Annotated in this window: 17 protein-coding genes and 1 pseudogene; 10 read left to right on the top strand and 8 right to left on the bottom strand. The window is 58.2% G+C overall.

What is annotated here, in order from left to right; genetic code table 11:
• Positions 1-7: 7 nt before the first annotated feature.
• Positions 8-1,225, bottom strand: a complete 1,218-nt coding sequence (gene argJ, locus ACKZ62_RS05445) for a bifunctional glutamate N-acetyltransferase/amino-acid acetyltransferase ArgJ (protein ID WP_032890890.1) — start codon at positions 1,223-1,225, stop codon at positions 8-10.
• A 124-nt stretch (positions 1,226-1,349) separates the two neighbouring features.
• The gene (gene secA / locus ACKZ62_RS05440; protein ID WP_032890888.1) at positions 1,350-4,085 is read right to left on the bottom strand and encodes a preprotein translocase subunit SecA; all 2,736 of its coding nucleotides are present in this window, start codon (positions 4,083-4,085) and stop codon (positions 1,350-1,352) included.
• A gap of 294 nt (positions 4,086-4,379) precedes the next feature.
• On the opposite strand from secA, the gene ACKZ62_RS05435 reads away from it, so the two are divergent.
• Positions 4,380-4,835, top strand: a complete 456-nt coding sequence (locus ACKZ62_RS05435; RefSeq protein ID WP_032890886.1) for a DUF721 domain-containing protein — start codon at positions 4,380-4,382, stop codon at positions 4,833-4,835.
• Between the two features lie 4 nt (positions 4,836-4,839).
• Here the strand turns inward: ACKZ62_RS05435 and ACKZ62_RS05430 are convergent, their stop codons facing one another.
• Positions 4,840-6,318: a helicase HerA-like domain-containing protein gene (locus ACKZ62_RS05430; protein ID WP_447096415.1), complete on the bottom strand. Its 1,479-nt coding sequence runs from the start codon at positions 6,316-6,318 to the stop codon at positions 4,840-4,842.
• Positions 6,319-6,508: 190 nt separating this feature from the next.
• On the opposite strand from ACKZ62_RS05430, the pseudogene ACKZ62_RS05425 reads away from it, so the two are divergent.
• Both ACKZ62_RS05425 and ACKZ62_RS05420 read left to right on the top strand, forming a co-directional pair.
• Positions 6,509-7,540, top strand: a pseudogene (locus ACKZ62_RS05425) (HAMP domain-containing protein); the annotation flags it as partial.
• Positions 7,541-7,633: 93 nt separating this feature from the next.
• Positions 7,634-8,398 (top strand): methyl-accepting chemotaxis protein, encoded by a 765-nt coding sequence (locus ACKZ62_RS05420; RefSeq protein ID WP_371260758.1) that lies wholly within the window; start codon positions 7,634-7,636, stop codon positions 8,396-8,398.
• A gap of 6 nt (positions 8,399-8,404) precedes the next feature.
• On the opposite strand, the gene ACKZ62_RS05415 is transcribed toward ACKZ62_RS05420, so the two are convergent.
• Together ACKZ62_RS05415 and purU are read right to left on the bottom strand one after the other, a co-directional pair.
• Positions 8,405-8,575 (bottom strand): hypothetical protein, encoded by a 171-nt coding sequence (locus tag ACKZ62_RS05415; RefSeq protein WP_163033193.1) that lies wholly within the window; start codon positions 8,573-8,575, stop codon positions 8,405-8,407.
• 86 nt (positions 8,576-8,661) lie between these two features.
• Positions 8,662-9,510 carry a formyltetrahydrofolate deformylase gene (gene purU, locus ACKZ62_RS05410; RefSeq protein WP_015885632.1) on the bottom strand — a complete coding sequence of 283 codons (849 nt, stop codon included), beginning with the start codon at positions 9,508-9,510 and terminating at the stop codon, positions 8,662-8,664.
• A 350-nt stretch (positions 9,511-9,860) separates the two neighbouring features.
• Between purU and mvaT the strand changes: the two genes are divergently transcribed.
• Positions 9,861-10,235 (top strand): histone-like nucleoid-structuring protein MvaT, encoded by a 375-nt coding sequence (mvaT, locus tag ACKZ62_RS05405; protein WP_003175830.1) that lies wholly within the window; start codon positions 9,861-9,863, stop codon positions 10,233-10,235.
• Between the two features lie 89 nt (positions 10,236-10,324).
• Here the strand turns inward: mvaT and sbcB are convergent, their stop codons facing one another.
• The gene (gene sbcB, locus ACKZ62_RS05400) at positions 10,325-11,752 is read right to left on the bottom strand and encodes an exodeoxyribonuclease I (RefSeq protein WP_095185768.1); all 1,428 of its coding nucleotides are present in this window, start codon (positions 11,750-11,752) and stop codon (positions 10,325-10,327) included.
• 167 nt (positions 11,753-11,919) lie between these two features.
• Between sbcB and ACKZ62_RS05395 the strand changes: the two genes are divergently transcribed.
• Genes ACKZ62_RS05395 through ACKZ62_RS05370 form a run of 6 tightly spaced genes read left to right on the top strand, consistent with a single transcriptional unit; the run spans position 11,920 to position 18,581 of the window.
• Positions 11,920-12,612: an RDD family protein gene (locus tag ACKZ62_RS05395; RefSeq protein WP_099602761.1), complete on the top strand. Its 693-nt coding sequence runs from the start codon at positions 11,920-11,922 to the stop codon at positions 12,610-12,612.
• Positions 12,609-13,589: a stage II sporulation protein M gene (locus ACKZ62_RS05390; protein WP_447096414.1), complete on the top strand. Its 981-nt coding sequence runs from the start codon at positions 12,609-12,611 to the stop codon at positions 13,587-13,589. The genes ACKZ62_RS05395 and ACKZ62_RS05390 overlap by 4 nt, the downstream gene beginning before the upstream one ends.
• Positions 13,576-15,096: a DUF4129 domain-containing protein gene (locus ACKZ62_RS05385; protein WP_095185770.1), complete on the top strand. Its 1,521-nt coding sequence runs from the start codon at positions 13,576-13,578 to the stop codon at positions 15,094-15,096. The genes ACKZ62_RS05390 and ACKZ62_RS05385 overlap by 14 nt, the downstream gene beginning before the upstream one ends.
• On the top strand, positions 15,093-16,250 hold the full coding sequence (locus ACKZ62_RS05380) for a DUF4350 domain-containing protein (RefSeq protein ID WP_447096413.1): 1,158 nt from the start codon (positions 15,093-15,095) through the stop codon (positions 16,248-16,250). Before ACKZ62_RS05385 ends, ACKZ62_RS05380 begins: the two co-directional genes overlap by 4 nt.
• Complete coding sequence (locus tag ACKZ62_RS05375) at positions 16,247-17,242, top strand: AAA family ATPase (RefSeq protein ID WP_095185772.1); 996 nt, start codon at positions 16,247-16,249, stop codon at positions 17,240-17,242. The genes ACKZ62_RS05380 and ACKZ62_RS05375 overlap by 4 nt, the downstream gene beginning before the upstream one ends.
• A gap of 7 nt (positions 17,243-17,249) precedes the next feature.
• Complete coding sequence (locus ACKZ62_RS05370) at positions 17,250-18,581, top strand: DUF58 domain-containing protein (RefSeq protein ID WP_179179924.1); 1,332 nt, start codon at positions 17,250-17,252, stop codon at positions 18,579-18,581.
• 61 nt (positions 18,582-18,642) lie between these two features.
• Here the strand turns inward: ACKZ62_RS05370 and ACKZ62_RS05365 are convergent, their stop codons facing one another.
• Both ACKZ62_RS05365 and ACKZ62_RS05360 read right to left on the bottom strand, forming a co-directional pair.
• Positions 18,643-19,002, bottom strand: a complete 360-nt coding sequence (locus tag ACKZ62_RS05365) for a PilZ domain-containing protein (protein ID WP_095185774.1) — start codon at positions 19,000-19,002, stop codon at positions 18,643-18,645.
• A 225-nt stretch (positions 19,003-19,227) separates the two neighbouring features.
• Positions 19,228-19,602, bottom strand: coding sequence for a tol-pal system YbgF family protein (locus ACKZ62_RS05360; protein WP_032890874.1), 375 nt, complete (start codon positions 19,600-19,602; stop codon positions 19,228-19,230).
• Between the last annotated feature and the right edge of the window lie 106 nt (positions 19,603-19,708).

The raw sequence follows: 19,708 nt of genomic DNA, 5'->3' as shown, positions 1-19,708 counted from the left end.
TCTTCTATCAGGTACGGTATTCCGCGTTGATCTTCACGTACTCGTGGGACAGGTCGGTGGTCCAGATGGTTTCGCTGCAATCGCCGCGGCCCAACTCGATGCGGATGGTGATTTCTTCCTGCTGCATCACCGCCGAGCCCTGTGCTTCGGTATAGCTCTCGGCACGAGCGCCACGGCTGGCGATGCACACGTCACCGAGGAACACGTCGATCTTGCTCACGTCCAGATCCGGCACACCAGCACGGCCAACGGCGGCGAGGATGCGGCCCCAGTTGGGGTCGGAGGCGAACAGTGCCGTCTTGATCAGCGGCGAGTGGGCCACGGTGTAGCCGACATCCAGGCATTCCTGGTGATTGCCGCCGCCGTTGACTTCAACCGTCACGAACTTGGTGGCACCTTCGCCGTCACGCACGATGGCCTGGGCCACGTCCATGCACACTTCGAACACAGCCTGCTTCAATGCCGCGAACAGCGGGCCGCTGGCCTCGGTAATTTCCGGCAGATCAGCTTTGCCGGTAGCGATCAGCATGCAGCAATCGTTGGTCGAGGTATCGCCATCGATGGTAATGCGGTTGAACGACTTGTTGGCGCCGTCGAGGATCAGGCTGTGCAGCACGTCGCGGGAAACTTTGGCGTCGGTAGCAATGTAGCCGAGCATGGTTGCCATGTTCGGGCGGATCATGCCCGCGCCTTTACTGATACCGGTCACGGTGACGGTCACGCCGTCGTGCACGAACTGACGGCTCGCGCCTTTCGGCAGGGTGTCCGTGGTCATGATGCCAGTGGCGGCGGCCGCCCAGTTATCCACAGACAGGTCGTCCAACGCGGCCTGCAAGGCGCCTTCGATTTTCTCAACCGGCAGCGGCTCGCCGATGACACCGGTGGAGTAAGGCAACACTTGGCTGGCATCCACGCCAGTCAACTGGGCCAGCTTGGCGCAGGTACGCGCAGCAGCGACCAGACCAGGCTCACCGGTGCCTGCGTTGGCATTGCCAGTGTTAGTCAGCAGGTAACGGATGGAGCCGGCAACGCGCTGCTTGGCCAGGATCACCGGAGCGGCACAGAAGGCGTTGAGGGTGAAAACACCGGCGACGGTCGAACCTTCGGCACAGCGCATCACCACCACATCCTTGCGCCCCGGGCGCTTGATGCCGGCCGACGCGATACCGAGCTCAAAACCGGCAACCGGGTGCAATGTGGGCAAAGGACCAAGACCAACAGCCATGAACGCGCTCCTTAAAAGATAGATGATGTCTGTGCCGTCGTGATCGACGGTGAAATTAATGGCAAAACGCCGCGACGGCAGAGGCCGGTCGCGGCGCTAGGTATTGCAGCGTCAGGCGAAAATCTTATTCGATCTGGCCGTGGCAGTGTTTGAATTTCTTGCCCGAACCGCAGTAGCACAGTTCGTTGCGGCCCAGCTTCTGGTCATTGCGAACCGGCGCCTGAGCCAAGGCCACATCGACCTCTTCGCCCAACACCTCAGGCGCTTCCAGACCCGGCGCTTCGTCGTGCTGGAACTGCATGCGCGCAGCCAGTGCCTCGGCTTCCTGACGCAGGCGAGCTTCTTCCTCGATCGGGTCTTCGCGGCGCACCTGAACATGGGACAGCACGCGAATCGAATCGCGCTTGATCGAATCCAGCAACTCGGAGAACAGCGTGAACGACTCGCGCTTGTACTCTTGCTTCGGGTTCTTCTGGGCGTAACCACGCAGGTGGATGCCGTGACGCAGGTGGTCCATGGTCGACAGGTGGTCTTTCCACAGGTCGTCCAGCACGCGCAGTACGATTTGTTTCTCGAAGGTGCGCAGTGCTTCGGCACTCGCCTGCTCTTCTTTCTCGTTGTACGCGGCCAGCAGCTCGGCCATCAGCTTCTCGCGCAGCGTCTCTTCGTACAGGTGATCGTCTTCGTCGAGCCATTGCTGGACCGGCAAGTCGACACCGAAGTCGCTCTTCAACGCGGCTTCCAGGCCAGCAACATCCCACTGCTCTGGCAGGGACTGTGGCGGGATGTGTGCACTGACGGTCGCGTTGAGCACGTCCTGACGGAAATCGGCGATGGTCTCGCCAATGTTGTCAGCGGCCAGCAACGTGTTACGCATGTGATAAATCACTTTACGCTGTTCGTTGTTGACGTCGTCGAACTCAAGCAGTTGCTTACGAATATCGAAGTTACGGCCTTCAACCTTGCGCTGGGCCTTCTCGATGGCGTTGGTCACCATACGGTGCTCGATCGCTTCACCGGACTGCATACCCAAGGCTTTCATGAAGTTCTTCACCCGATCCGAGGCGAAGATGCGCATCAGGCTGTCTTCCAGAGACAGGTAGAAGCGGCTGGAACCGGCGTCACCCTGACGGCCGGCACGACCACGCAGTTGGTTGTCGATACGGCGCGATTCGTGACGCTCGGACGCGATCACCTGCAAACCACCGGATTCGAGCACGGCCTGGTGGCGCTTCTGCCAGTCAGCCTTGATCTGGGCGATCTGCTCAGGGGTAGGGTTGTCCAGGGAGGCGACTTCCACTTCCCAGTTACCGCCCAACAGGATGTCAGTACCACGACCGGCCATGTTGGTGGCGATAGTCAGTGCGCCTGGGCGACCGGCCTGGGCAATGATCTCAGCTTCTTTTTCGTGGAACTTGGCGTTAAGAACCTTGTGCTCGATACCTTCCTTGTTGAGCAGGTTAGACACGTGCTCGGAAGTCTCGATAGTGGCGGTACCCACCAGAATCGGGCGGCCCTGGGCCATGCCGTCCTTGATGTCGTTGATGATCGCCGCGTACTTCTCTTCGGCGGTCAGGAACACCAGGTCATTGAAATCTTTACGCGCCAGCGGCTTGTTCGGTGGGATCACCATCACGGCCAGGTTGTAGATCTGGTGGAATTCGAACGCTTCGGTGTCCGCAGTACCGGTCATGCCGGACAGTTTGTTATACAGACGGAAGTAGTTCTGGAAGGTGGTGGAGGCCAACGTCTGGCTTTCGGCCTGAATGTTGAGCATTTCCTTGGCTTCGATGGCCTGGTGCAGGCCTTCGGACAGACGACGACCCGGCATGGTACGGCCGGTGTGTTCGTCAACCAATACCACTTGGCCATCTTGCACAATGTATTCGACGTTGCGATGGAACAGCTTGTGGGCGCGCAGGCCCGCATACACGTGGGTCAACAGGCCCAGGTTGTGCGCCGAGTACAGGCTCTCGCCCTCAGCCAGCAGGCCGATCTGGGTCAGCATGTCTTCGACGAACTGGTGACCGGCTTCGTTGAGTTCGACCTGGCGGGTCTTCTCGTCGATGGAGAAGTGACCTTCTTTGGTCACAACGCCTTCCACTTCTTCGATGTGCTGCTCCAGACGCGGGATCAACTTGTTGATCTCGGTGTACAGGCGCGAGCTGTCTTCGGCCTGGCCGGAGATGATCAGTGGGGTACGGGCTTCGTCGATGAGAATGGAGTCGACTTCGTCGATCACGGCAAAGTTGAGTTCACGCTGGAATTTTTCATCCATGCTGAACGCCATGTTGTCGCGCAGGTAGTCGAAACCGAATTCGTTGTTGGTGCCGTAGGTAATGTCGCACGCGTAAGCAGCGCGCTTCTCTTCCGGCGGCTGGAACGGCGTTACTACGCCGACGGTCAGGCCGAGATATTCATACAGCGGGCGCATCCAGTTGGCGTCCCGGCGAGCCAGGTAGTCGTTCACCGTCACAACGTGCACGCCCTTGCCGGACAGTGCGTTGAGGTAAACACCCAGAGTAGCTACCAGGGTCTTGCCTTCACCGGTACGCATTTCGGCAATCATGCCTTCATGCAAGGTCATGCCGCCGATCAACTGGACGTCGAAGTGGCGCATGCCCATGACACGCTTACCGGCTTCACGGGCAACCGCAAAGGCTTCGGGAAGCAGCTTGTCGAGGGTTTCACCTTTGGCTATGCGGGCCTTGAACTCTTGGGTCTTGGCGCGCAATTGCTCGTCCGACAGGGCAACCATCTGCTCTTCGAAGGCATTGACCAGCTGCACCGTCTTGAGCATGCGTTTGACTTCGCGCTCATTCTTGCTTCCAAAAAGTTTCTTTAACAAAGGCGCAAACATATCGGCAGGTTCTTCCACACATAGGGATGGAGGGCGCACCGTGAGTGGCCCGAGCAGCCCTCACGGCCGCATGCGAACGCGCATTCTACCCGGAATCGTGGGTGAGGAAAGTGGCGTTGTTCCCCGATGCTGGCATGGTGCTGTGAGAGGGCTTGTTTAAAATAAGGGCTTTTGCGCGAACTTCAACCCATGGAGCCGATTGATTTCCTGGGAAACCGCCCGGCAATGCATTGTCAGGGGCCCCGCAGACGCATTCTGCTAAGATGGCCGCTCTGTTACTTAAGGTGTCCAATCATGGCATTTCGCCCTCTTACAGCCCGCGCGCCCAGCGTGTTGCTTCGCGAAGCCAAGCCGCTGAAAGCCATCTTTGGCCATGCGCAACGCTTGGGCCATTTGCAACGCCTGCTCGAAAGCCAACTACAACCCGCCGCCCGCGAGCATTGCCACGTGGCGTCGTGGCGTGAAGGTAATTTGCTATTGATTGTCACAGACGGTCATTGGGCGACCCGTTTGCGCTATCAGCAAAAACGCCTGCAGCGTCAATTGATGGCATTCGATGAGTTCGCCAGCTTGACGCGTATCCAGTTCAAGGTACAGCCACCGACCGTGCAGCAAGGCGCAGTCGGACACACTCTGGACCTGTCGGAGCATGCGGCCGAGACGATTCAGGCCACGGCCGACGGCATCAACGATCCAGGCTTGCGCGCCGCGCTTGAGCGCTTGGCCGCCCATGGCAAGCCCAAGGCCTGAGGCACTACTTGCGCTTACTGCCGCCCAGCAAAGACCCCAACAAACCACGCACCAATTGACGCCCCATCTGGTTGGCCGCCTGCTGCATCGCTGACTTCAGCGCCTTGCCTGCGGTTGTTCCAAGGAACGCCCCAGCTTTGTCCGTGAAGCTGGGCTCCTCGGCGCCCTGCCGAGGCTCTTCGTTAGGCCCAAGCTCCTTGCGCGCCATCAACACTTCATAGGCGGACTCCCGATCAATCGGCTTGTCATAGCGACCCTGCAGCGGTGAAGTGGCCACCAATGCGGCACGCTCTGCCGCACTGAGCGGCCCGATGCGCGATTGCGGCGGCGCGACCAATACGCGCTGAACGATCTCCGGCGTGCCTTTTTCCTGCAGCGTACCCACCAATGCCTCACCGGTGCCCAGCTCAGTCAAAACCGATAACGCATCGAATGTCGGGTTGGGGCGGAAGCCGTCCGCTACCGCCCGCAAGGATTTCTGCTCTTTCGTGGTGAACGCCCGCAGGCCGTGCTGCACCCGTAAACCGAGTTGCGCCAGCACGGTATCCGGCAAGTCGCCCGGCGATTGAGTGACGAAATACACCCCCACCCCCTTGGAACGAATCAGCCGCACCACTTGCTCCAAGCGATCTTGCAAAGCCTTGGGAGTGTCGGCAAACAAGAGATGCGCTTCGTCGAAGAACAGCGCCAGCAGCGGTTTGTCCGCATCACCGCGCTCCGGAAGTTGTTCGAACAATTCTGCCAACAGCCACAACAGGAAGGTCGCATACACCTTCGGCGCTTCATGCACCAGGCGGCTAGCGTCCAACAAGTGAATACGTCCGCGCCCATCGCCTGTGGGCTGCAAGATGTCTTCAAGCTGCAAGGCCGGCTCACCAAACAACGCCTCGGCACCCTGCTGTTCCAAGACAGCCAAGCGCCGCAACAGTGCCTGACTGGAGCCTGTGGTCATCAGCGCCGCGTCTTCGCCAAGCAGTTCCGGGTGGTAGCGAAGGTGATTGAGAAGTGCCTTGAGATCCTTGAGATCCAGCAGCAATAGGCCTTCGCGATCCGCCACCTTGAATGCGGCGTAAAGGGCCGACTGCTGGCTGTCAGTCAGCTCCAACAAACTGCCAAGCAACAACGGCCCCATCTCACTGATGGTGGTACGCAACGGATGACCGGACTGCCCGTGGATATCCCACAGCGTGACGGGGTAAGCCTTGGCCGTGTAATTAAGGAAAGGCATCCCGGCAATACGCTCGGCCACCTTGCCCTGAGGGTTGGCGGCGGCACCCAGGCCACAGAGGTCGCCTTTGATATCAGCCGCAAATACCGCGACGCCCGCATCACTGAAGGCTTCGGCCAGGCGCTGCAACGTGACGGTCTTGCCTGTGCCCGTGGCGCCGGCGATCAACCCGTGGCGGTTGGCAAGGCGCATGGCCTGGGCAATTGGCTGGCCATCAAGACCGGCACCGATAAGAAGTTGTGTGGAGTCAGGCATTTCGTCACCCATGGTTAATCTTTAGTGCCGCCAGGTCGATAAGAGAGATGTGAGACCCATAAAGTCTAAAAATCGCTCAGATATCTCCTACAGGGACCAACGGAAATATCAAACTTTTTTTACGCTACCCCTCCGCGTGTTCCACAAGGACGCGCTTTGGATATTAAGACCTTAGCGGACCCTTCAAGCTATGAATAAAAATCTGCGTTTCAGCCACAAGATCCTGCTTGCAGCCTCCCTTATCGTCATCGCGGCCTTCGCTCTATTCACCCTCTACAACGACTACCTGCAACGTAACGCCATTCGTGAAGACCTCAACAGCTACCTGCACGAAATGGGCGATGTCACCGCAAGCAACATTCAAACCTGGCTCACCGGGCGTATTGCGCTGGTGGAAAACGCTGCACAAAACATCGCTATCAACCCTGAGCCTTCGACCGTTGCCAGCCTGCTGGAACAGAAAACCCTGACGTCGTCCTTCATGGCAACCTACGTTGGTGACAGCAAAGGGGCCTTCACCATCCGCCCCGACACCAAGATGCCGGATGGCTTCGACCCACGTGTTCGCCCCTGGTACAAGGGCGCCCAGAGCAGCAACGGCTCGACGCTGACCGAGCCGTATATCGACGCCGCTACAGGTCAATTGATCATTTCCATCGCCACCCCCAGCGCCAAAGGCGGCCAGAGCATTGGCGTGGTGGGCGGCGACCTGAGCCTGCAAACCCTGGTGGATAACATTGGCGCGCTGAACTTCGGTGGCATGGGCTACGCGTTCCTGGTCAGCGCCGACGGCAAAGTGCTGGTACACCCGGACAAAAGCCTGGTGATGAAAACCCTGGCCGACATGTATCCAAAAAACACGCCGAAGATCAGCGGCGATTTCAGTGAAGTTCAAGCCAATGGCAAGGACAACATCGTGACCTTCACACCGATCAAAGGCCTGCCGTCGGTGAACTGGTACCTGGGTATTTCGGTGGATAAAGACAAATCCTTCGCCATGCTCAGCGAATTTCGCACCTCAGCGGTGATCGCCACGATCATTGCCGTAGTGATCATCATTGCCCTGCTGGGCATGCTGATTCGCGTCCTGCTGCAACCGCTGCATGTGATGACCCGCGCCATGCAGGACATCGCCGACGGCGAAGGTGACCTGACACGTCGCCTGACCATCCAGAACCACGATGAGTTCGGCATCCTGGGTAATGCGTTCAACAGCTTCGTGGAGCGTATTCACACGTCCATCCGCGAAGTGTCCTCGGCCACCGAGCAAGTGAATGAAGTAGCACTGCGGGTTGTCAGCGCATCCAACTCGTCGATGGTCAACTCCGACGAACAGGCCAACCGCACCAACAGCGTGGCTGCTGCCATCAATGAACTGGGCGCCGCAGCTCAGGAAATCGCGCGTAATGCCGCGCAAGCCTCCAACCAGGCCAGCGATGCGCGGCATTTGGCAGAAGACGGTCAACAGGTGGTTGAGCGCAATATCAAGGCGATGACTGAGTTGTCCGCGATGATCAGCGCCTCCAGCAGCAATATAGAAGCGCTTAACAGCAAGACCGTGAACATCGGCCAGATTCTCGAAGTGATCACCAGCATTTCCCAGCAAACCAACCTGCTGGCGCTGAACGCTGCGATTGAAGCGGCACGTGCCGGTGAAGCAGGACGCGGGTTTGCAGTCGTCGCCGACGAAGTGCGCAACCTGGCACACCGCACCCAGGAATCGGCGCAACAAGTACAAAAGATGATTGAGGAACTTCAAGTCGGCGCCCGGGAGTCGGTCAGCACCATGAGCGAAAGCCAGCGACACAGTCATGACAGCGTAGAAATCGCTAACCTGGCCGGTGAGCGTCTTAACAGCGTCACCCAACGTATTGGGGAAATCGACGGCATGAACCAGTCGGTGGCGACTGCCACTGAGGAGCAGACCTCGGTCGTGGAGTCGATCAACATGGACATCACTGAAATCAACACCCTCAATCAGGAAGGCGTGGAAAACCTGCAATCGACCCTGCGCGCGTGCTCCGACCTGGAACAGCAAGCGGCGCGGTTGAAACAATTGGTGGGCAGCTTCCGGATCTGATTCGCTTTATTTTGCAGCGGGATCTGACTTAGCCTGCTCGCGTTCCCATAACTCGGCGGCACCGGGAAATTCGGTGCCGTCTTCACTGTCCAGATCCTCCGGGTCGTAACGGCTCAAGCACCCCTCACCTAGTGTCGATGGTGCTTTGGAGGTGGCTTTTTCCAGTGGGTCACTCATCGGTCAATCCTCAACGACAGACAAAGAAAAAGGGCCTGCAACGATTTAACGCCCAGGCCCTTTTTTCTTCAATCAAAACGGCTTGATCAGAACACGACGGTCTTGTTGCCGTGCACCAGCACGCGGTCTTCCAGGTGGTAACGCAGGCCACGGGCCAGCACCATCTTCTCGACATCGCGACCGAAGCGCACCATGTCCTCGATGCTGTCGCTATGGCTGACACGCACTACGTCCTGCTCGATGATCGGGCCGGCATCCAGCTCTTCGGTGACGTAATGGCAAGTTGCACCAATCAACTTCACGCCACGCAGAGACGCCTGATGGTAAGGCTTGGCCCCCACAAAGGACGGCAGGAAGCTATGGTGAATGTTGATCACCTTGCCGGCGTATTCGCGGCACAGTTCCGGCGGCAGGATCTGCATGTAGCGCGCCAGCACCACCACGTCAGCCTCATGCTGCTTCACCAGGCGAGAAACCTCGGCGAATGCAGGCTCCTTGTCCTGAGGGTTGACCGGCACATGGTAGTAAGGGATGCCATGCCACTCGACCATGCTGCGCAGGTCGTCATGGTTTGAGATTACGCACGCGATCTCGCAGTCCAGTTCGTCACTGTGCCAGCGGTGCAGCAAGTCGGCCAGGCAGTGAGATTCGCGGCTTGCCATCAACACCACGCGCTTCTTCTGCTCGGTGTCGGTGATATGCCAAGTCATCGAGAACTCTTCAGCGATTGGCGCAAATGCCTCGCGAAAAGCCTCAAGGCCAAAGGGCAGTGTGTCGGCACGAATTTCGTGACGCATGAAGAACCAACCGCTGAGATTGTCCGAGTGATGGCTCGCCTCAGTAATCCAGCCGTTATGGGAGGCCAGAAAATTACTGACCTTGGCAACGATGCCGACCCGGTCCGGGCAAGCAATCACCAGCCGAAAAGTGCGCATTAGGGGGAAACTCCAGAACTTCGCAAAGGCCGCCATTCTAGCGATTGTGCAGAAAAACTGCAGTATTCAATGAGCCTTATTCTGATCCGCCCCCGAGGCACATCCCTTAATAGCGTATGGTTTTACCACCCCTATATGAACGAACAGCGCAGGCTGACGCAGTTATACAAAAAATTAACGGCATTATCTTCAGGTGCATCACCTACTTAATTAACTCGATTGCATAGCGCATTCACAAACATTCAAAGTAATTCACCTAAATGCAGTCTTAAATGTTTACTTGAGCAAATCGCCTGACTATTATTAGGCCACTATCCCTGTCAATCAGCGTTCTACATAAGGTAGTCCACATGTCTCTGATCAACGAATACCGCGCCACCGAAGAAGCTATCAAAGAGCTGCAAGCTCGTTTGAAGAACCTGTCCCAAGACGACAAACTGAAAACCGAGCTGGAATTCGAAGGCAAACTGCGCACCCTCATGGGTGAGTACTCCAAATCCCTGCGTGACATCATCGCGCTGCTGGACCCAGAGTCGAAAGTTAAAGCTCCACGTGGCGCTGTGAAAACTACCGGCACCAAACGTGCTCGCAAAGTCAAACAATACAAAAACCCGCACAACGGCGAAGTGATTGAAACCAAAGGTGGCAACCACAAAACTCTGAAAGAGTGGAAAGCCAAGTGGGGCGGTGACGTGGTTGAAGGTTGGGCTACCCTGCTGGGCTAAGCTTCACCAGGTCTGCGCCTGATGCGCGACCCATTAAAAACGCCAGCATGCTGGCGTTTTTTATTGATCGTATTTTTTACAAACCTCTATCACAGGTCCATACGAGCAGCTAAAGAGTCGGCATATTCCTGCCATTGCTCCAGCACCTGCTGCTGAAACGGCGTCGCACTAACCATCAACTCCAGTCGCGCTTGATTAAATGCCTCAAGGGTATTCGGTGCGCCAAATTCGGAATTTGACAAACGTTGCTGACAGAAAAATTTCCAGCGTTGTAGCTCTTCGCTGTTCAACGTATCGGGGAAGTTACGCGCCCGGTAGCGAAACAATAATTCAGGCAGACGGTGATCATCAAAAGGCCACTGCTGACGAGCTAATTGCGCAGGTTCAGCCGCGCGAATTTGCTCACATAACCGTCGATCACGATCCCCGATAAAACCCTCGTAAAGCTGCTGTTCGGGATCGACACTCGGTGCAAAATCTTCCTCGCCGTAAATAACTGCCAATTTATCGAGCCAAAGTTCCTGTGCGTCAGTTAGCCGCAGAGCCCGTGACTGGAAAACATTCATGTCCAATTGCAGGCGCTCACGATCTTCGACCCGCAGTACGTTCAAGGGCGCAACCACGGGGCAGCGGTTGATATGCACCAGTTTGAGCGGTACCGGCAACTCACCTTCTGCGAGCTCATCACGGCGGGTGTACAAGCGTCGACGCAAAATGTCGGCATCCATATCCAGCAGCCCCTGAGGATCGAGCCCAAGGTCGCAGACAATCAGCGCGTTGCGGTTGCGCGGGTGCCAGGCCAGGGGCAGCACAATGCCCAAGTAATGACGTTCGGCGGAAAACCGCCCGGAGATATGCACCATCGGTTGCAGCAATCGCACTTGGTCCATTACCCGTTGTTTGCTGCGTAGTTGAAACAGCCAATCATAAAGCTTGGGCTGTTTCTCTCGCACCAATCGAGCCAGGGCGATTGTGGCGCGCACGTCGGATAACGCATCGTGGGCCTGACCATGGTCGATACCATTGGCGGCAGTCAGACGCTCAAGCTTGAGGGTCACGCGCCCGTCCTGCTGCGGCCACTCGATACCTTCCGGGCGCAGGGCATAAGCGGTGCGAACCACGTCGATCAAGTCCCAACGACTATTACCGCCCTGCCATTCGCGCGCATAAGGGTCGAAAAAATTGCGATACAGGCTGTAGCGCGTCATTTCATCGTCAAACCGCAACGTGTTATAGCCGGCACCGCACGTCCCCGGAGCCGCCAGTTCGGCATGTACGCGAGTCATGAAATCAGCCTCGGCCAGGCCCTTTTCGGCCAGAATGGCAGGGGTGATCCCGGTAATGGCACAGGCGGCGGGATGGGGCAGGATATCGTCGCTGGGCTGGCAGTAAATGTTGACCGGTGGGCCGACCTCGTTCAGTTCGAGATCCGTACGAATGCCAGCTACCTGGAGCGGTCGATCGCTACGCGGGTTGATGCCGGTGGTTTCGTAGTCGTACCAGAAAATGGAGGTCACGGGCTATTCCTGTGTTTAAGATCCACAAAGTCTAGGCGTTGAGCCCTGTTCGGGGCCAGCACCAAAAAACCTGTACAAACATCCAGCAAAACCTTGAATAGTTGCTTCCATCGCCGACGCTGTTAGCATCCGTGCCACCCAGCCGCTCTGCACTGCCAAGGATCGCGATGCCATCAATCCCATTGGATACCCGCTACCAGATCGAGACCCCAGAAGGAATCGACCTGCCACTGCGCCCCGCCGGCTTGGTGCCACGGGCGCTGGCATTTGCCTTCGACCTCGTCGCCCGCGCAGTGATAATGGGCGTACTTCTGGTGCCACTGGCCCTGCTCGGCAATATTGGTATCGGCCTGGGCTCGCTGCTGCTGTTCCTGGTCAGTTGGTGGTACATGGTGCTGTTCGAGGTGCTCAATCAGGGCTGCTCACCGGGTAAACAGGTTATGGGCTTGCGGGTCGTGCAGGACGACGGCACGCCCATCAGTTGGTCAGCCTCGCTGATCCGCAACTTGCTGCGGTTTGTCGACATGCTGCCGTTCGGCTACTTTCTTGGCGCGATCAGTTGCCTGCAACACCCTCACTTCAAACGCCTTGGTGACCTGGCCGCCGGCACCCTGGTGATCTACCGAGAACAGCCCCTGAAACGCCCCCAGGTGCCTCAAGCTGTAGCACTGCGCTTACCGTTTGCCCTGGACCTGAGTGAACAGCGGGCGATCCTGGGTTTCGCGGAACGCCAAGGCGAACTCTCCGCCGAGCGGGTACACGAACTCGCTTCCATCCTCGCAACGCCGCTTCAAGTCTCCCCCGCCCGTGCCGTGGAGCAACTCAATGGCTTGGCCCGTGGCCTGTTGGGGCCAACATGAAACAGAGCCTCTTCGAAAGCCGTTACCAACCGCAATGGCAAGCCTTTGCCGAACAACTGAAACAGTTGGAACAAGGCAAGGCCAAGGCCGGTGACATGGCCGATTTCCCTCACCAATACCGGCGTCTATGCCAGCACCTGGCCCTGGCCCAGGAGCGCGGTTACAGCAGTTACCTGGTGGACCCGCTGCAACAACTGGCGTTGCGCGGACATCAACAACTCTATCGCCACCGCAGCCAATTGGCGGCGAATGTGCTGAGCTTTGTGCTGGCCGACTTTCCGCGACAGGTGCGGGAACAGTGGCGCTTCGTGTTGATTGCCAGCCTGCTGTTCTTTGGCAGCCTGCTGAGCATTGCCTTGCTGGTCTATCTGTTTCCAGACCTGATCTACAGCATTGTCAGCCCCCAGCAAGTGGCGGAGATGCAGGGCATGTATGACCCCGATGCCAGCCGCTTGGGTCGAGCCGCCGAGCGAGCATCGAGCGAAGACTGGATGATGTTTGGCTACTACGTAATGCACAACATCGGCATCGCCTTCCAGACATTCGCCGCCGGGTTGCTGTTCGGCTTGGGCAGTGTGTTTTTCCTGATATTCAACGGGCTGATCATCGGCGCGATTTCCGGGCACCTGACTGAAATCGGCTATGGGCAGACCTTCTGGTCATTTGTCATCGGCCATGGTGCCTTTGAGTTGACGGCTATCGCCCTCGCTGGCGCCGCAGGCTTGCAACTGGGCTGGGCGCTGATTGCACCTGGGCAACTGACACGAAGCGAATCCTTGCGACTTGCCGCTCGCGAGAGCGTGCAACTCCTGTGCGGCGTCATGGTGTTTCTACTGATCGCAGCCTTTATCGAAGCCTACTGGTCTTCCACCACCCAGGTAGCCCCTTGGATCAAATACCTGGTGGGCGCTGCACTGTGGCTGTTGGTGGGCGCTTACCTGACCTTTGCCGGAAGGGCTCGCCATGCGTCTGAGTGATGCCAGCGTAGTGATTCGCCCACGCACCGCCTGGGAGGCCATGGATCTTGGCGTATTAATGGCCCAGGAACATCGCTTGCTGTTGATGGGGAGCTGGGCGCTGGTGACCCTTCCGGTTTTTGCGTTGCTCACCGCACTGCTATGGAATTACCCCTCCATGGCCATGTTCCTGTTCTGGTGGTTGAAACCGGCTTTCGACCGCTTACCTTTATATATCCTCTCCACAGCCCTGTTCGGCGAAGCGCCTAGCCTCAAGCAGGCTGTGCGCCAATGGCCAAAACTGCTTAACAGCCAACTGCTGGCCAGCCTGACCTGGCGCAGACTCAGCCTCAGCCGCAGTTTTGTGATGCCGGTCAGTCAGCTTGAAGGCATGGACGGCCAGGCGCGTCAGCAACGCCTGGGTGTACTGCTGCAGCGCAACGCCGGCGCCGCTCGCTGGTTAACCACTGTCGGGGTGCATCTGGAAATCGGCCTATGGTTTGGCTGCATGGCGCTGTTCTATCTACTCATCCCGCAACAACTTGAACTGGATTGGGATTGGCAGCGGTTGGCGCTGGCGACCGGCTCCGAAGCGGTGTGGCTGGAGCATCTGGGCAACGCGTTTTACGCCTTGATTCTGGTGTTTTGGGAGCCCGTCTATGTCGCCTGTGGCTTCAGCCTTTATCTCAATCGTCGCACCGTGCTGGAAGCCTGGGATCTGGAACTGGTATTCCGCCGCCTACGCCAGCGCCTGAGCAATGTGGCGTCACTTTTATTACTGGCGTTAGGGCTGACATTACTGCCATACACCCCACCCGCCATGGCTGATGAAAGCAAACCGCTGAGCCCTGAAAGCGCAAGCCAGTCAATCCATTCGCTGCTGGAAAAGCCCCCGTTCAAAAACCCGGAAACCGTCACCCGCTATCGCTTTGGTGAGGAAAAGCCCGCCGTTAAAAACAAGGCACACGGTGACGGCAAACTTCCGGCGTGGCTGCAGACACTCTTGGATAACCTCAACAGCGATACTTTCAAGCATGTGGCCCAAGGCCTGGAAGTGCTGCTGTGGAGCGTACTTATCGGCGGCCTGGCCCTGTTGGTGTGGCGCTATCGTGACTGGCTACGCACCTTTGTCACCCGGCGCGGACCACGCGGCCCCAAAGCAGCCAGGCCAGTGCCCGCACAACTTTTCGGCCTCGAATTGGGCACCGAGACCTTGCCCACGGATATCGCCAGCACTGCAGAACAACTCTGGCCTAGCCAACCACGGGAAGCCCTGGGTCTTTTGTATCGTGGTCTTCTGAGCCGCTTGTTGCATGACTTCAACCTGCCACTTAAAAACGCCGACACTGAAGGCCAGGTGCTGCAACGCGTTTACCTGCTGCAGCAACCGCAACTGCTGGCGTTCAGTGAAGAGTTGACTCGGCACTGGCAAAACCTAGCCTACGGCCATCAACTCCCACCCGCCTCAGCACAGCAAAAATTATGCAGCGATTGGCGTGCCCTGTTCAGCTCGGAGGGCGCCCGATGAACCGTTTTTTATTAGGGATAGGATTGCTCCTGGCATGCCTGCTTACTGCGGGCGGATTTTACGCCTGGAGCAAAGCGACCCCCTATGAAAAAGTGGTGGACCGCGGCCCCGCCCCGGAAGCCCTTGCCAACCCCTATCTGGCTGCCGAATATTTTCTGCGCCAGCAAGGCCTGGCCGTGGCACATGCCAATAGCCTCGAACGCTTGGCCACCCTGCCCGCCGCCGGCAATAGCCTGTTGTTACTGGGCGAACGTAGCAACATGTCGCCACGCCAGGTAGGGCAACTGCTGGATTGGGCCAAATCCGGCGGACATCTATTGTTAGTGGCCGAAGCGCTGTGGGATGAAGAGACCGGCAAGAGCGGCGACCTGTTGCTAGATCGCCTGTATATCCACCAGACGCTGAGTGACGACCCCGAAGAACCCGCACCGGCCCGTAAAAACAAAACGCCAGACCTGACCAAGCTCTATGTCGACAATGACACCGCTCCGGCCTACTTCAGCTTCGACACTGACTTCAACCTCATCGACCCCAAGCACATCGCACAATTTTCAGCCAATAGCGCCAGGTCTAGCCACCTGATGCAACTTAACCTCGGGCAAGGCCGCGTTACGGTAATCACCGACAGCGAACTGTGGAAAACACCCGATATCGGCAAACACGACAATGCCTGGCTGCTGTGGCACCTGAACCAGGGGACTGCCGTGACTTTGTTGTTCAACAGCGACGTGGATGATCTGTTCACCCTGCTGTTGCGATATTTCCCCCAGGCGGTGGTAGCACTCATTGCGCTGATAACCCTCGTACTCTGGCAGGCGGGTATGCGCCAGGGCCCGATCCAAGCCCCCGCCTCGAAGGCGCGCCGGCAGTTGCACGAACACCTGAAAGCCAGCGCCGACTTCCTGCTGCGCCGCAGCGGCCAAGGCACGCTACTGAAGGCTTTGCAGCACGACATCCTACGTGCGGCCCGACGCCGCCATCCAGGCTTCGAACATCTCGACAACTCAGAACAATGGCGGGTACTGGAACACCTTACGCGCCAACCCTCTCACGTCATCAGCCAGGCCCTCGGCCCACTCCCGGCAAAACGGCTTTCCAGCGCCGATTTCAGCCGGCAGGTGGCATGCCTGCAAACTCTCAGGAATGCCCTATGAGCGAAATTCCCAGCGCTAACACCCTGTCCGGTGAAGCCTTACAGCACGCCAGCCAGCAAGCCCAGGCCTTGCGCATGGAACTGCGCAAGGCGGTGATCGGGCAGGATCAGGTGATCGATGATGTGCTGACTGCACTGATCGCCGGCGGCCACGTATTGCTTGAAGGTGTACCCGGGCTGGGCAAGACCTTGCTGGTACGCGCCTTGGCCCGCTGCTTTGACGGCGACTTCGCGCGGATCCAGTTCACCCCTGACCTGATGCCCAGCGATGTCACTGGCCATGCCGTGTACGATCTGCACACCGAGCAATTCAAGCTGCGCAAGGGACCGGTATTCACCCACCTGCTGCTGGCCGACGAAATCAACCGCGCCCCGGCCAAGACCCAGGCCGCCCTGCTCGAAGCCATGCAGGAACGACAAGTAACCCTCGAAGGTGAAGCGCTGCCCATCGGGCAACCCTTCATGGTGCTGGCCACCCAGAACCCTATCGAGCAGGAAGGCACCTACCCCCTGCCAGAAGCCGAGCTGGACCGGTTCATGCTCAAGGTACGCATGGACTATCCCGACGCGCAGCAGGAACTGGATATGGTGCGCGAAGTGACACGCTCTTCACGGGCCGACATGCTGGATGTGCAACCGTTGCGCACCGTGCTACAGGCCGAAGATGTGCTGCAACTGCAACAGATCGCCAGTGAGCTAGCCCTGGATGAACACGTACTCGACTATGCCGTGCGCCTTGCACGAGCCACCCGCAGTTGGCCAGGTCTGGCCATCGGCGCAGGCCCGCGAGCTTCCATCGCACTGGTCCGCGGCGCCCGCGCTCGAGCATTGTTGCGCGGGGGCCAGTTCGTCACGCCGGATGACGTCAAGAGCTGCGCTCTTGCAGTACTCCGTCATCGCGTACGTATAGCGGCAGAACTGGACATCGACGGGCTGGAGGTCGACCAGGTACTCAAACAGTTACTCGACCAGATTGCAGCTCCCCGGCAATGAATCGCCCATGAAACCGACCCGCCTGTTATCAGCTTGGCTTGGCGTACTGCTGGGCTTGAGCATCCTGCTAGGCACTGCAACCGCCTTGCAGTTCAAGGTGCCCGCCACCTTGCACTCGGTGGCGTGGGGCTTGCTCCTGGCGCTGTTGCTGCTGGCCTTGCTGGACGCCGCGCGACTGCGCCGTCGACCGTCGCCTCGCGTGCATCGGCATATGCCCGGCAGCCTGGCGCTGGGTCGCTGGGGCGACGTACGTCTGGCCCTGGAACACGACTCCTCGCAGGCGCTGACGGTTCAGGTGTTCGATCACGTCCCCGATGGGTTGAGCATGGAGAACATGCCCCAATCCATTGAGTTGCGCCCCGGTGCACGCAGTGAACTGGGCTATCGCCTGCGCCCCCTGCGGCGAGGGCATTTCACGTTCAGCCGCTGCGAAATCCATCTGCCCAGCCCATTGGGGCTCTGGTCCGCCAGGCGCTTCATCGAAGTCGAGGATGCCACCCGCGTCTACCCAGACTTCGCTCGCCTGTACGGGGCACAACTGCTGGGGGTGGATAACTGGTTGAGTCAACTGGGAGTGCGTCAACGTCAGCGTCGCGGTTTGGGGCTGGAGTTTCATCAGCTGCGCGAGTTTCGTGAGGGCGACAGCCTGCGGCAGATCGACTGGAAAGCCACGGCGCGGCAACGTACCCCCATCGCAAGGGAGTATCAGGACGAGCGCGACCAGCAGATCGTGTTCATGCTCGATTGCGGCCGACGCATGCGGAGCCAGGATGATGAGCTGTCCCATTTCGACCACGCACTCAATGCCTGCCTGCTGCTCAGTTACGTGGCCTTGCGCCAGGGCGATGCCGTGGGGTTGTGCACCTTTGCTTCTGACCAGCCACGCTACTTGGCGCCGGTCAAAGGGAGCAGTCAGTTGAACCTGCTGCTCAATGCGGTATATGACCTGGACACCACCCGTCGAACTGCCGACTACGAGGCGGCGGCCAGTCAACTGCTCTCTAGGCAAAAGCGTCGGGCATTGGTGATTGTGGTCAGTAATCTGCGAGACGAGGACGATGAAGCGCTACTCTGCGCCGTCAAGCGCATCAGTCGCCAACATCGGGTAATGGTGGCCAGCATGCGAGAGGAAGTGCTCGATCTACTGCGCCAGTCTCCTGTGCAAACCTTGCCCGAAGCCCTGGCCTACAGCGGCACTGTCGACTACCTCAATACCCGGAATGAACTGCACGACCGCTTGAACGCCCACGGCCTGTCGGTGTTGGATACGTTGCCATCAGACATGGGAGCAGCCTTGGTGACACGCTATCTGGATTGGAAGAAAGCGGGAGTGTTCTGAAAAAAGCGTACGACTACGGCTGGACAGCAACACCCCAGCCGCGTCGACCGCTCGCTGCTTCTTAGGCTGAAGCCTGCAATGAGTCAAAGCTGAAGTACCGCAACAACAACTTGATCAGTTGCCCATATTCCGCTGGAGCCTGAAGCACGCTGAACCCGGAGTCGTAACGCTGCGGGTTGATATCTTCACGGCTCCACAGGCAGGTTGCCGTGAGGTCAACGGCATGGAAGGTGTCGTCAGCCCCGGGAATTTTCAGGCGCAGCTCGAAATCAGCATCGACCATCATGGGCAACTCGCTGATCAACATCAGCCCGTCGCAAGAGACGTTGCCCAAATAGCCGATGGGCTTGTCGGTAACACGGTTAAACACCTGGAGGAAATAACGTAGTTGATGCCGCTCAATCCGTCGGTCGGTAAACATGGTGAGATCGCCATGCAGTGGCCATGGTTGTGGCCGGTCCAGTGATTCGGAACGAGCGTAATTGCTCGCTCTCCCTGGATCTCGGTATGACAAAAGACAACGCTCTGTCACTAGACAGCTGCCGAATCCGGGCCCTGCCTCCATTTGAATAGAAACCTATACAAACGGACATCCAAAGAATAGCCCAAGACTGGCAAGAGGCCAGTTATAAAGTGGCGAATCTCATCACAATGAGGCTGGACGCGGCTGTGCAACACTCACGCCGCGGTAGTGACCCAGTTGTTGCAGGGTGTCCAACCTTGCGCGTGCTCGGTAGGCGTATTCGCTCGACGGGTACTGATTAATGATGAATTGGTAGGTTTGCACCGCGTCGACAAACAGTTTCTGTCGTTCCAAACATTGCCCGCGCAACATCGAGACCTCTGGCTGTACATAACGCCGGGTGCGGCTCTCGCGGTCGACCTGGGACAATTCCAAGGTGACACGCTCGCAGTCACCGACCTTGTAAGCGCGGTAGGCGTTGTTCAAATGGTGGTCCATCGACCAGCGGGTGCAGCCGACAACACTGACGGCCAGGGCAGCAATGAGCAAAATTCGCATGAAGGTTCTCCTGTCTTGTGCAGTGTATCGACCCCTCGTCCAAAATCTTCAAAGATGTTCATCTATTCAATCGGCGCGAAAACAAGTGAATCGGCGATAAGTAGTG

The sequence above is a fragment of the Pseudomonas sivasensis genome (assembly GCF_052938085.1).
Note: the sequence above shows the minus strand (reverse complement) of the source record. Positions and strands in the feature narration are given on the sequence as shown.

What these genes read in the sequence shown, in the direction of transcription:
- ACKZ62_RS05430 (WP_447096415.1), bottom strand. Translation starts at nt 6,318, where the DNA reads ATGCCTGACTCCACACAACTTCTTATCGGTGCCGGTCTTGATGGCCAG.
- ACKZ62_RS05420 (WP_371260758.1), top strand. Translation starts at nt 7,634, where the DNA reads ATGGTCAACTCCGACGAACAGGCCAACCGCACCAACAGCGTGGCTGCT.
- ACKZ62_RS05395 (WP_099602761.1), top strand. Translation starts at nt 11,920, where the DNA reads ATGCCATCAATCCCATTGGATACCCGCTACCAGATCGAGACCCCAGAA.
- ACKZ62_RS05365 (WP_095185774.1), bottom strand. Translation starts at nt 19,002, where the DNA reads ATGTTTACCGACCGACGGATTGAGCGGCATCAACTACGTTATTTCCTC.
- purU (WP_015885632.1), bottom strand. Translation starts at nt 9,510, where the DNA reads ATGCGCACTTTTCGGCTGGTGATTGCTTGCCCGGACCGGGTCGGCATC.
- ACKZ62_RS05370 (WP_179179924.1), top strand. Translation starts at nt 17,250, where the DNA reads ATGAAACCGACCCGCCTGTTATCAGCTTGGCTTGGCGTACTGCTGGGC.
- ACKZ62_RS05360 (WP_032890874.1), bottom strand. Translation starts at nt 19,602, where the DNA reads ATGCGAATTTTGCTCATTGCTGCCCTGGCCGTCAGTGTTGTCGGCTGC.
- secA (WP_032890888.1), bottom strand. Translation starts at nt 4,085, where the DNA reads ATGTTTGCGCCTTTGTTAAAGAAACTTTTTGGAAGCAAGAATGAGCGC.
- ACKZ62_RS05385 (WP_095185770.1), top strand. Translation starts at nt 13,576, where the DNA reads ATGCGTCTGAGTGATGCCAGCGTAGTGATTCGCCCACGCACCGCCTGG.
- ACKZ62_RS05375 (WP_095185772.1), top strand. Translation starts at nt 16,247, where the DNA reads ATGAGCGAAATTCCCAGCGCTAACACCCTGTCCGGTGAAGCCTTACAG.
- mvaT (WP_003175830.1), top strand. Translation starts at nt 9,861, where the DNA reads ATGTCTCTGATCAACGAATACCGCGCCACCGAAGAAGCTATCAAAGAG.
- ACKZ62_RS05380 (WP_447096413.1), top strand. Translation starts at nt 15,093, where the DNA reads ATGAACCGTTTTTTATTAGGGATAGGATTGCTCCTGGCATGCCTGCTT.
- ACKZ62_RS05415 (WP_163033193.1), bottom strand. Translation starts at nt 8,575, where the DNA reads ATGAGTGACCCACTGGAAAAAGCCACCTCCAAAGCACCATCGACACTA.
- argJ (WP_032890890.1), bottom strand. Translation starts at nt 1,225, where the DNA reads ATGGCTGTTGGTCTTGGTCCTTTGCCCACATTGCACCCGGTTGCCGGT.
- ACKZ62_RS05435 (WP_032890886.1), top strand. Translation starts at nt 4,380, where the DNA reads ATGGCATTTCGCCCTCTTACAGCCCGCGCGCCCAGCGTGTTGCTTCGC.
- ACKZ62_RS05390 (WP_447096414.1), top strand. Translation starts at nt 12,609, where the DNA reads ATGAAACAGAGCCTCTTCGAAAGCCGTTACCAACCGCAATGGCAAGCC.